Below are 12,465 nucleotides of genomic sequence, written 5' to 3'. Positions count from 1 at the left end.
ATCACGAGGAGCCGAAGCCCAGGAACTCCAGCAGCAGGTTGCGGCGCCGGCGGCGGCGCTCGTCCTTGTCCTTGTCGCTGTCTGCCGCGGCGGCGGCCTGCGCGGCGCCGGTGGGCGTCGTCGGCACGGCGATGGGCGGCGTGATGGCCACCTCGCCCGTCGCGCCGGCCCGTGCGCCCGACACCTGGATGTCGTTCGCGTTCACCAGCCGGTCCGCGCCGAGGAAGGCATTGCCCTTGGAGCGGATGCCCGCCTCGCCGGCGTTGATCTCGCCGGTGGGGGCGTACAGGTCCAGGTCGTTGCCGGCCTGCAGCACGGCAATGCCTGAGCCGCTGAACGAGCCCGACGTGTCGAACACCAGGTTGCCGTTGCTGTCCAGCCGCAGCACGGGCGCCGGCGCGCCGGTCACGGTCTTGGCGCCGCGGCCCGCGTCGATGTTGCCGGCGGACGACCACATCAGCAGGTTGCCCTGGCCGATGGTGAACACGCGCGACTGGTTGACGTCGAAGTTCTGCGCGACGACGGCCGACACATCGCCGCCGTTGACGGTGACGATGCCCAGCTCGGTGGCCGACTTGTTGCCCGCCGTCACCTCGCCGGCATTGACGCCGCCGCCGGGGTTGACGAGCGTGATGTCGGCGGCCTGCAGCGTCTTGATCTGGCTGGTGGGCATGCGCACCTGCGCGGCCGGGCGGGCCGTGCCGTCGCCCAGCGGGAACAGCAGGTTCACGGCCTGGTAGCCGCGCGCATAGGCGGCCCAGCGCTCGTCGCCCTCCAGCACCGCGGCGGCGCGGCCGGCGCTGCGCAGCTCGCCGACGAGCACGCGGTTCAGCCACGGGATCTGCCGCTCAAGCGGCAACGCCTCGAAGCGGCGCAGCGTGTCGGCCGCGTCGGAGCCGCGCGTGCCGCCCATCAGCGCCACGTAGTCGGCCAGCTTGGCGAGGTCCGCCGTGGCGGCCAGCTGGGCCAGCGCCGAGGCGCGGGTGGCCACCGGCTGCGCGGCCAGGCCGCTCATCAGCACGCGGCTGACGAGCAGCGACTGCTGGGCGCCGCTGAGCTTGTCTAGCTGCTTCAGCGCGTTGGCCGCGCTCAGTGCCGACCAGGCCGGCTCCAGCAGGCTGGCCTGCTGCTTCACGGTGTCGGCCACGGCCGGGTCGTCCACCGGCTTGCCCAGCAGCGCGGCCACGCGGGCGCGCTGGTCGCCCGCTTCGGCGCGGGCCGGCTGTGCCTTGACCTGCTCGGCCACCAGGCGGTCTACGGCGTCGGCGCCGAACTTCTGGCGCAGCAGGTCCAGCTGCTGAGCGGGCGTGGCTGCGTCGAACGCCGCCGCGGTGCCGCTGCCGCCCAGCAGCGCCCAGGCCTGGCCCAGCTTGCCCGCCAGGCCCGAGGCGCCCAGCACCTGGAAGCCCGCGGCGCTGGCGCGGGCGTAGTCCTCGCCGTCGGCGCTCAGGCCGGCGACGACCGTCAGCCGCGCGCCGCCGTCGGGCAGCAGCGCGCTGTTGGACAGGTTGCCGCGCGCGACGATGCCGGTGCTGTTGCCCAGGTCCACGTCGCGGCCGGCCAGCACCAGCAGGTCGCCGGGGCCGGCGATCTCCAGACCGGTGCCGCTGGTGAAGCGCACGTCGCGCCCGGCCTGCAGCAGGCTCAGCTCGCTGGCATTGCCGGGGGCGGCCGGCTGCTGCTGCACGCTGGCGTTGGACACGCGCACATCGCGCGCCGCCACGGCGGCCAGTGGCCGGGCCGAGGCCACGCCTTCCAGCGCCACGTCGCCTTCGGCCGACAGCACGCGCACCGGCTCGCGGGGGCTGCGGTCCAGCTGGGCCTGACCCAGCGTGTTGCGGGTCAGGCGCTGGGCCTCGCGCAGCGTCCCGTTCTCCGTGTCGGCCAGCACGCGCAGCGACGCTGCGGCCGGCGGTGCCGGTTCGCCCAGCGCCAACACCCGCAGGTCGGTGACGCTGACCGTGTCGCGGCCGGCAATCCAGCTGCGCGCCGTCGCCGGGTCGGCCGCCGTGCTCCATTGCCACAGCGCGTTGGCACTGACGCCGCCTTGCGGCGCCAGCAGGCGCAGGTCCACGGGCACGACGTTGCCCGGCGCGCGCTCGCCGCCGGCGCTCGCTTCCAGCGGCTGCGCTGCGCCGACGTAGCTGACCGAGCCGGCGGCGCTTTGCACCAGCAGCTGCGCGCGGGCGTCCAGCAGCGGCAGCGCCAGGTTCTCGCCCTGGGCCGCGGTGTTGGCGTTGGACGGCAGTGCCAGCGCCAGGTTGCGGGCGCTGGCCAGCGTGGCGTCGCCGCCGGCCTGCACGCGCAGCGCGCCGTCCTGGTAGATCAGCTGCAGCCCTGGGTCCAGCTCCGTGTTGCTGCCGGCCTGGGTGCGCACGGCGCCACCGGCCGACACGGCGATGCCGCGCGAGGCCAGCAGCTGGCCGCTGACGACATCGCGCCCGGCCTGCACGGCCACTTTGCCGCCGCCGAACTGCTGCAGGCCTGGTGGCAGGTCGCTGCTGGTGCTGCCGCTGCCGGCCAGGAAGCCGGAACTGGCCGCGGCCGCATGCACCTGCACCGCGTCACGGCCGGCCTGCACCTGCACCGAGCCGCCGCCCAGCGTGGCCACGCCTTGCGCGAACAGGTCGCTGCGCGCGAACCAGGCGACGGTGCCGTCCATCACGCCCTGCGCGCGCCACAGCCAGCCGGTGGCGTAGCGCTGCTCGGCGCCGGCCGCCTGGCCGACGACGTCCTGCCCGGCGCTCAGCCGGATGGCGCCGCCGCCGTGCGTGAAGGGCAGCAGGCCGCTGCCGTCCAGCGCCGGCGCGAGGTTCTCGAACAGCGAGTTGAACGGCGTCGTCGGCAGCGGGTCCGGCGTGTCCGGCGCGGGCGCCGGGCTGGGCGCGGGCGCCGGTGTGGGTGTTGGCGCCGGGGCCGGCGTGGGAGCGGGCGCCGGTGTGGGCACGCCGCCGGGCGGGGCCGGCGGCTGCGTGTTGCCGGTGCTGGGGCCGTTGCCGGTGCTGGGGCCGTTGCCGTCGGAGGGCTGCGTGGCCGTGCCGGTGGCGGCGTCCGCCGCGCGCACGGTGGTGCCGCCGGCCTGCGGCGCGGACGTTGGCACGGGGCTCGGCGCGGGGCTGGTCGCCGGCTCCGCGGCGGGTGCCGTGGTGACCGGCACGCCCAGTGTGGCGACGGTGGCGCGGCGGTCCAGCCAGCGGATGTCCTGCGCGGCGGTGATGGCGATGCGGCCCGTGCTGCTGCGCACCTGCACGGCGGGCGCGCTGGCGTCGGCAGTGCCGATCAGCACCGAGCCCGAAGTGGCGTCGGCCACCGGGGGCCGGGTGGCCATCACGTCGGCGGCCGACAGGTCGGCGCCCGCGACGACGCGCAGGTCACCGGCGCGTGCCGACGTGGCGACCCAGGGGCCCGCCGCGGCCGGCGACTCGCGCAGACCGGTGCTGAGGCTGGCCTGCAGCGCCACGCTGCCTGCGGCGCGCAGCGTCAGCGCGGCCTCGGCGGCGTTGGGGGCGGCGGCCAGCTGGGCGCTGCTCAGCGTGGGCAGGCGCCAGTCGGTGCTCAGCGTCAGGTCGCCGGCGGACTGCACCTCGACGCCGGCGCGCACGCGCACCTTGGCCTGGCCGGCCGCGATGCGGCTGGCGATGGCCTGCGCGTGTTGCTGGCCTTCGCCCATGAAGTCGTTGTTGTCCTGCAGCACGCGCGCCAGGCCCAGCTGCGCCGTGCTGGCGGGTGGGGGCGGCGGTGGCGGCGGTGGCGGTGGATTGGGGCCGGGCGGGGGCGTGATCGGGCCGGGGGCCGGCACCGGCACCGGCGCGCCGCCGGGCGGCGCGGGTGGCCGCGTGTTGCCGGTCGTCGGGCCGTTGCCTGGGGACGGGATGGACGGGCTGGCGGTTGCGTCCGCCACGCCGACGGCCAGCGTGCCCGCCAGCGGCGCGGGCGGTGGCGTCAACGGCGGCGTGGGCGGGTTGGCCGAGCCGGTCGTCGCGCCATTGCCGGCGGACGGCTGCGTGGGCGCGGCCGGCGGCGTCGGTACGGGGGCCGGCGTCGGCGCCGGCGGCGTGGGCGTCAGCGGTGGCGCAGGCGGCTGGGTGTCGCCCGTGCTGGGGCCGTTGCCGCTGGACGGGCCGGTCGGCGTGGGGGCCGGGGCAGGCGCCGGGGGCGTCGGCGCGGGCGCGGGTGTCGGCACCGGGGCGGGCGGCGTCGGTACGGGCGCAGGCGCCGGCGGGGTCGGCACTGGCGTCGGCGCGGGCGGTGTCGGGGTGGGCGAGGGGGCCGGCGGTGTGGGCACCGGGGCAGGCGTCGGAGCGGGCGGCGTCGGCACCGGGGCCGGCGGGTTGGGCACGGGCGTGGGAGCCGGCGCGGGCGGTGTCGGGGTGGGCGAGGGGGCCGGCGGTGTGGGGACCGGCGCAGGCGTCGGCGCGGGCGGTGTGGGCACCGGGGCCGGCGGGTTGGGCACGGGCGTGGGAGTCGGCGCGGGCGGCGTCGGTGTGGGAGCCGGAGCCGGGGGCGTCGGCGTCAGCGGTGGTGACGGCGGCTGGGTGTTGCCCGTGCTCGGGCCGTTGCCGGTGGACGGGGTCGACGGCGTGGGCGCCGGAGCCGGCGCGGGCGGCGTCGGGGTGGGCGGCGTCGGGGTGGGCGAGGGGGCCGGCGGTGTGGGCACCGGTGCAGGCGTCGGCGCGGGCGGCGTGGGCACAGGCGCCGGCGGGTTGGGCACGGGCGTGGGAGTCGGCGCGGGCGGCGTCGGCGTGGGAGCCGGGGCCGGGGGCGTCGGCGTCAGCGGCGGCGAGGGCGGCTGGGTGTTGCCTGTGCTCGGGCCGTTGCCGGTGGACGGGGTCGACGGCGTGGGCGCCGGAGCCGGTGCGGGCGGCGTCGGGGTGGGCGAGGGGGCCGGCGGTGTGGGGACCGGCGCAGGCGTCGGCGCGGGCGGTGTGGGCACGGGCGCCGGCGGGTTAGGCGCGGGCGTGGGTGTCGGTGCAGGCGGCGCGGGCGGCGTCGGTGTGGGCGATGGCGCTGGCGGGGTCGGCGTCAGCGGCGGCGACGGCGGCTGGGTGTTGCCCGTGCTGGGGCCGTTGCCGGTGGACGGGTTGGTCGGGTTCGTCGGCGACGGTGCAGGTGGCGTCGGCGTCAGCGGCGGCGTGGGCGGTTGCGTGTTGCCCGTGCTGGGGCCATTGCCGGTGGACGGGCCGGTGGGCGCAGGCCCCGGCGTCGGCACGGGGGCAGGAGGAGGTGTCGGCGTTGGCGTGGGTGCCGGTGCCGGCGCCGGGGGCGTCGGGGTGGGCGCTGGCGCCGGCGGCGTCGGCGTGGGGGCCGGGGCGGGCGGCGTCGGGGTGGGCGACGGCGCGGGCGGTGTGGGCACGGGCGTCGGCGCGGGTGTGGGGGCGGGCGTTGGCGCCGGCACCAGGCCGTCGACGAGTTCGCTGACACCGCCGTAGACCTTGACGGCCTCGATGTCCACGCTGCCCACCTGCTGCAGCTGGCTTTGCAGCGGCGCGATCTTCACGTCGTGGCCGTCGCGCAGGGCGCGCAGCGACAGCTCGCCGCCACCCAGGTCCACGCTGCCGCCCTGCAGCTTGATCCAGCCGTCGCGGCTGTTCAGCGCGACGCGGGGCGCGTCGGTGTCGCTGCCGGTGCCGGCACTGCGGGCGACGAGGCGGGCGCCGTCGGCGATGACGACGTCACCGCCGACAGGCTGGCTGTCGACGAGGCGGCTGCCGGCGTTGAGCTGGATCTGCCCGCCCTGCGTGGCGCTGGCCAGCGCAATGAGCTCGCCGGCGACGGTCAGGCTGCCTGCGTCGCTGCTCAGTTCGAGCGCGTGTGCCGTGAGGCGGGTACCGCTGGGCAGCGTCTGGTCGCCGCTGCGGTTGCGCACGGCGATCTGCTGCTCGAACGCGCGGTTGCCGGCGGCGGTGATGGCGCCAGCCAGCTCGCGCAGGTCCACGGCCGTCTTGCTGTCCAGGCTGAGGCTGGCGGCGGTGACGGCGGCGGTGGACACGCTGGCACTGAGTGTGCCGCCCAGCACCAGGCTGCCTTGCGGCGTGGCCAGGCTCAGGCGGCCGGCATCGCCGTCGCCGGCGCCGGCGACGTCCAGCGTCGCGCCGGTGGCCAGCGTGACGTTGCCGGTCTGGCTGGTCGCGGCGAGGCTGCCGGCGGCGAGGTCCGTGCGCACGGCCTGGCTGCCGCTGCCCAGCGTCTCGCTGCGGCCGGCCACGCTGAGGCGGCCTGACACGAGGTCGATGTTGCCGTTGGCGTTCAGCGCCAGGCGGCCGGCGGGCAGGTCGATGTCGGTGGCGACGCGCAGCGTCTGCGCGTTCAGTGTCAGCTGGCCGGCGCTGCCGTGGGCGGCCGGCGCGGTGGCGGGCGCGGCGGCGCGCGTGAGCTCCAGCCCGCCCTGCACGGTCCAGGTGCTGGCGGCCGGTGTACCGCTGGCGGCGTGCAGCGCGCTGGTCTCGGCCCGCACGCTGCCGCTGGCGGTGACCGTGCTGCTGCCGGCCAGCGCCAGGCCGTCGGGCGCGCGCAGCGTGGTCTGCGCGGCGCTCCAGCCCAGGGCGCCGGGGCCGATCTGCAGCGTGCCGGCGGCGTCCAGCGTGAGCCGGCCGGCGGCGTCGGCCACGGTCGTGGCGGGCCGCCCGGTGGTGTTGGTGAGCACCAGGTGGCGGGCCTGGATGCGGGCCACGTCGGCCGCGGTGGCGGCGCGCAGCGCGGCGGTGTCCAGCGTCAGCCGCTGCAGCGTGGCGCGGCCGAAGTCGACGCTGCCGACCAGATCCACGCCGCCGTAGCTGCGCAGCAGCAGCTCGCGGCTTTGGCCCAGCTGATCGAGCAGGTTCTGGCCCAGCAGCAGGCTGTTGTTGGCGAGCGGCTGCTGGCCACCCAGCTGCAGGCGGGGCACGCCCAGCGCCAGCGTGGCGGCGCTGAGCGTGGCGCTGTCGGCAATGCCGGCCTGGGCGGTGGCGTCCAGCTGCAGCAGGCCGTCGGCGGCCAGCGCCGCGCCGCTGCGCAGCACCAGGCTGCCGGTGGCCTGCGTGGCGCCCTGGCGCAGCAGCTGGCTGCCCGTGTTGGCGCTGAGCAGCAGCGCGGCGCCGTCGCCGGTGACGGTGAAATTGGTGGCGGGTTGGGCGCTGGCGTTGCTCTTCAGGCTCGCGTCGACGCCGACGTCCAGCGTGTCGCGCGCGGCGAGCAGCAGCGTGGGCGCGCTGAGCTTCTGGCCGGCGGCGACGGTGAGCGTCTGCGCGGTCACGGTCAGCGCGCCGGCTTGGCGCAGGTCGGTGGGCACGGCGCCCAGCACCAGCTGGGCCACGCCGAGGCCGTTGAGCTGCGCGGCGTCCAGCTGCAGGCCGGCACCGGCGCCGACGCTGATGTCGCTGGCGCCGAAGTAGGCGCTGCCGCCGCGCCCGCCGGTGCCGGCGGCGGCACGCAGCGCGCCGCGGATGTCGGCCTGCTGCGCGGCCACGACCAGCGCGCCGGCGTCGCGGTTCAGTGCCGGCGTGGCGGTGTCATTGCGCACGGCCAGCGCGCCGAAGAAGGCGTCGGCGCCGGCCAGGCGGATCTCGCTGTAGCGGCGCGCCTGCGCCGGGGTCAGGACTTGCCAGTTGCTGGTCAGCGCGTCCAGCACCGAGGTGCCGGCCTGGCCCAGCCGGGCGCCGACGAGCAGCGTGCCGTCGTCGCGCGCGATGCTGCGGCCCTGCGCCAGCGCGGTGCCGGTGGCAGGGCGCACCAGCAGCGCGCCGGGCAGCAGCGCGAAGCGGGCGGGCAGCAGCGTGTAGGCGCCGCGCAGCACGGTGCCGTCGGCCAGCGTGAGGCCGGCGCTGCCGAAGTTGATCTGCCGGCCCACGGCGGGCAGGCCCGGCAGCGAGGCGTCGGCTGCGCCGCTGCTCTGCACGCCGGGCACGATGGCGTAGCTGCCGTCGGCGGCGCTGAAGATGTCGGTGGAGCCGCCGGGCCCGGCGACGAACTGCCAGCCCAGCAGCTGGCCGCCGCCGCTGAGGTCCACCGTGGCGCCGGGCGCGATGCTGACGTGGGGGGACTCCAGCACCACGGCCTTGGCCGGCGCGGCGCTGCTGATGACGCCGGCCGCGCTGCCGGGGGCCTGCCAGCGCTCGCCGTTCCAGGTGCCGAACAGGTAGCTGCGCCCGCCGGCGTTGACGGAGGTTTCGCTGCCGGTCAGCAGCTGCACCGACTCGCTGGCCTTCAGCGTCAGGCTGCCTTCGGGCGCGCGCAGCCGGCCGCCCTGCACGATCTGGGCGGCCTGCAGCGTGAGGCGCCCGCCGGCGCTCCAGGGCAGGTCGGGCGCGTCGCCGCCGGGCATGGTGATGTCGATGCGGCGGCCGCTGGCGTCCAGCGTGAACGCGGTGTCGGTGGCGGGGTAGACCTGGCGGGCGTTGAGCGACAGGTCCGCAGCGGTGGCCAGGCGGCTGCTGGTGGTGCTGGGCACCTGGCCCAGCACCAGGTCGCCCTGGCTGCGCAGGGCCAGGCTGGCGAGGCCCTGGCTGACGAGCTGGCCGCTGACGTCCAGGCGCTCGCCGGCCTGCAGCGTCAGCGTGCCCGTGCCGCCGAGGGGGGCGGGCGCCGGGCGGATGAGCTGCTGCATGGCCAGCGGCTCGGTCTGCGTGGCGGTCCAGCTGACGAACGGCGCGGCCAGGCGCGCCTCGGTCTGGCCTGCCTGCGGCGTGACGGCCAGCACGGTGCTGTCCAGCGTGAGGCTGCCGGCCAGGTCCAGCGTGGTGCCGCCTTCGATGGCCAAGCTTTCCCGGGCCTTGAGGCTGAGCTGCGTGAGGCCGGCGCGGCTGACCCACGGCGCGTCAATGCGCGCCAGCGGTGGCACATCGGCCGGGCGGCCCAAGGCCTCGGGCGTCAGCGCGGCGCTGAGCCGGCCGTCGGCCGCGGCCAGCACCAGGTTCTGCACCGGCGGCAGCTGGGCTTCGTCGGCATAGCCGGCCTCCAGCGTGGCCAGCAGGCGGCCACCGGCCTGGCCGGCGCCGCCGCGGGCGGCCAGCTCGCCTTCGAGCAGCAGCAGGCCGTTGCCGCGCACGCTCAGCTGGCCGGCAGCACTGCCCAGCAGTTGGCGAGTGACGCGGTCGCCGCCGTCGGCGCGTTCGCGCACGTCCAGCAGGCCCGTGGCGCCGCCGATGTCCAGCCGCGCGCCCTGCTGCACGACGAGGCTGGCCGCGTACGCGGGCGTGCTGCTGGACGCGCTGGCCAGGCTGATGCTGCCGCCGGCCAGCAGGCGGCCGGTCAGCAGGCCGTCGGTCGTCGGCAGCAGCTGGCGCAGGCCGGCCACGTCGATGACGCTGCTGCTGCCCAGCCACAGTGCGCGGGCCTGCGATGCGGCACCGCCGCCCGACAGGCCCAGGCTGACCTGGCCGCCCGGGGCGACGAGGCGGCCGTCCAGCCGCAGCTGGTTGCGCGCGGACAGCTCCAGGCGCGACGTGGGCGCCAGCGTGATGGCGGCGCCCGCTGCGATGAGCAGCCGGCCTTGCGGGTCGGCCGCCGTGTAGCCGCTGGAAGCCAGCTTCAGCGAGACCGGCAGCGCGTAGCCGCTGGCGGGTTCTTCCAGCAGCAAGCCGCGGTGCCAGTCGGTGCTGCCGCTGGGCACCAGCCGCGTGGCGGCCGTGGCGCGCCACAGCCGCGCGTGCGGCGCCAGCTGCGTGCCGGCCTCCACCGTCAGCGACTGGCGGCCGTCCAGCGAGAAGCGCTGGAAGCCGCCCTGGTTGAGGAAGTCGGCGCGCAGGCGCAGCGTGCCTGGCGCGTCGGTGGCGCCGGCCGGTGCGTCGCCCAGCCGCAGCGCGGCGGCGGTCAGGTTGAGGCTGCCGCCCTGCGTCAGCGAATAGCCGCGCAGCTCGCCGCCCAACGTCAGCGTGGCCGCCGGCGTGTTGGCGGCGCCGATGCTGCCTGCGGTCAGCGTGAGGCTGCCGGCGGCGCCACCGGTGATGCTCTGGTTGGCGTTGGCGACACCGCCGCCGGACACGTCCAGCACGCTGGCCTCGGCCAGCGTCAGGTCGCGGCCGGCCTCCAGTGTGAGGCTGCCGCCCGCGCTGGCGGCGGCGGGCGCGGAGGCAGTGAGCTGTGGGTCCTGCGCCGCATTGACCCAGGCGCCGGCCACGTCCAGCCGCACCTGCGGCGCCACGCTCACGTCACCCCTCAGGCTGCGCAGCGCGACCTGGCCGCCGCGGGCCGTCACATCGCCCTGCACCGTGACGTTGCCGCTCTGCGATTGCAGCCGCAGCGTGCCCAGCGCGGGCAGGTCGAAGTCGCCGCCCAGGCGCACGTCGCCCACTGCGGTGATGGTGACGGCGCCAAAGCCCGAGGCGCGCAGCGCGTCCAGCGACAGGCCCGACGCGATGCCGTCCAGCGATGGCGGGTTGCTGGCCGCGCCCAGCCGCGGCGCCGCGGACGCGCTCAGCTCGAAGTCCCGCAGCACGGCGCCGTCATACGAGGAGGCCAGGCTGAAGTCGCTGCCGTGGCGCGCCGCGCCGACGGCCAGTTGTGCGGCAGCGGCCAGCGCATCGCGGCCCAGCCGCTGGCGCTCGCCCTGCACGACCGTGCCGCTGAGGGCGCCGTCCAGCACCACGCGGGGCGCCACCAGCGTCAGGCTGCCGCCGGCCTGGCCTTCCACATAGCCGGGCTCCAGCCGCGCCGGGCTGATGCTGCCGTAGCTGACGACGGGGCCCCAGCGGTCGTAGCGGGCCTTGCTGGTGCCGGCGTTGGTGATGGCGCTGTAGACCAGGTCCTTGGGCGCGTTGTTCAGCGTGTAGGCCGTGCCGGCCGCGCTGTAGAGCTGCGTGGGCGCAACCTGGGCGGCGGTGTAGGTGATGCGCCCGCCGTCCACCGCGAGGCTGGAGCCGGCCTGGGCAAGCACGGCCTCGCCGGCCACCAGCCGCAGGCTGCCGCCGCTGGCCAGGCGCTCGCTGGCGCTGCGCTGCACGCTGGCGCGGTAGTTGGCCAGGTCGCCGAGGATGGGCGAGGCCTGGCGGATGTCCAGCGTGACCTTGTTGCGGTACAGCAGCCCGTCCTTCTGCAGCGGCGCGTCCTTCAGGTCGTTGCTGCCCAGCAGGTCGGTGGTGACGAAGTTGCGCCCGGCGCTGACGCTGGTGTCGGTGGTGCCGGCCACGTCGATGACGGCACCGCTGCCGATCAGCACGCGGCCGCTTGTCGCGCTGAGCTTCGTGCTGGTGAGGAGCCCGGTGTTGTAGTCGGGCGTGTCCAGTGCCCGCACTTCGGCCTGCGCGCCGGGCGCGGTGACTCGGCCCTGGACGTCGATGGTCGCGCCGGAGAACTGCAGCCGCGACCGCGTGAAGCTGGCGTTGTCGTCGCTGGTGAGCGGCTTGCCGTCGGCGCCGTTGTTGTCGGGCGTGATCTCGGTGACGCTGTTCGCGGCCAGCGTCAGCGTGCCGCTGCGCACTGCGCGCTTGTAGGCCGCGTCGGAGGTGGGCAGCACGGTGCCGGTGTCGATGCTGTTCTGGCCGGCATCCCCCTGGGCCAACAGCAGGATGGAGCCGTTCTGCGACACGCTGGTCGTCGCGCTGATGCGGCCGGCCTGGTTGACGGCCAGGCCCACCAGCGTCGCGTTGCCGCGCGGCACGCTGATGCTGCCGGTGTTCTCCACCGAGCCCGCACCCGTGGCGAGATCGCCCCGGCCCACTTCGACGAGCAGGCCGCGCAGCGCCGGCACGTTGGGGTTGGCCTCAGACGCGTACAGCGGCTCGGCGGTGGGCAGCTTGTAGAACACCTCGGCGCCCGCGCCCAGCACGACCTGGCCCCCGGGCGCGGTCAGCGTGCCGGCGTTCTCGACGCGCTTGGCGTAGAGCTGGATGCGGCCGCCCTCGCCGGTCCTGATCTCGGCGCCGGGCTCGACGCGGATGAAGTTCTTGGCGTCGACGTAGTCGGCCGCCGCGCCGTCGTAGCGCAGCGCCGGTAGGGCTCCCTTCTTGGGATCGCCCTTGATCGCTGTGACGAAGCCATCTAGATAGTCCGCGTCCTTCGGCGCCAGCGTCGTCGCCAGCAGCGCGCCCACGTCCACGCGCGCATCCTTGCCGAACAGGATGCCGTTGCGGTTGTAGAGCAGGATCTCGCCGCCGTTGGTGGCCTTGAGCTGGCCGAAGATCAGGCTGGGGCTGACGCTGGCGATGCGGTTCAGCGCGCTGGACCCCGGCAGCGCCATGTCGAACGTGACGGACGCATCAGCACCAATGTCAAAACTTTCCCACTTGTAAATCGCGCGAGTGCTGTTCTGCTGGATGACCATGGATAGGCCATCCACGCTCCTGCTCGGCGCGGACTGCGTTTCAGGCCGGTTGCCATAGACCCGCCAACCCGCGGCTTCCTTGGGCAGCGCAGATCGCACGGGTGCCGGCAGCGGCGCGGCCACGGGCGCCTGCGCCAATGCGGCCAGCGGCAGGCTGGCGGCCAGGGCGGCGACGAGCGGCGTCAGCAGCAGGGCGGTCTTGGGCGAGGCGGGCTTGGACATGGGGCTGC

General features: G+C 76.4%; 1 protein-coding gene. It reads right to left on the bottom strand.

The window, feature by feature from the left end:
• Nucleotide 1: 1 nt before the first annotated feature.
• Nucleotides 2-12,457 (bottom strand): filamentous haemagglutinin family protein, encoded by a 12,456-nt coding sequence (locus tag ACG04Q_RS00795; RefSeq protein WP_394508884.1) that lies wholly within the window; start codon nucleotides 12,455-12,457, stop codon nucleotides 2-4.
• Nucleotides 12,458-12,465: the final 8 nt, after the last annotated feature.

The organism is Pelomonas lactea (assembly GCF_043555885.1).
GTDB lineage: Bacteria > Pseudomonadota > Gammaproteobacteria > Burkholderiales > Burkholderiaceae_C > Pelomonas > Pelomonas lactea.
The sequence above is the reverse complement of the archived record's forward strand: the minus strand, read 5'-3'. Positions and strand labels throughout refer to the sequence as shown.

What these genes read in the sequence shown, in the direction of transcription:
- ACG04Q_RS00795 (WP_394508884.1), bottom strand. Translation starts at nt 12,457, where the DNA reads ATGTCCAAGCCCGCCTCGCCCAAGACCGCCCTGCTGCTGACGCCGCTC.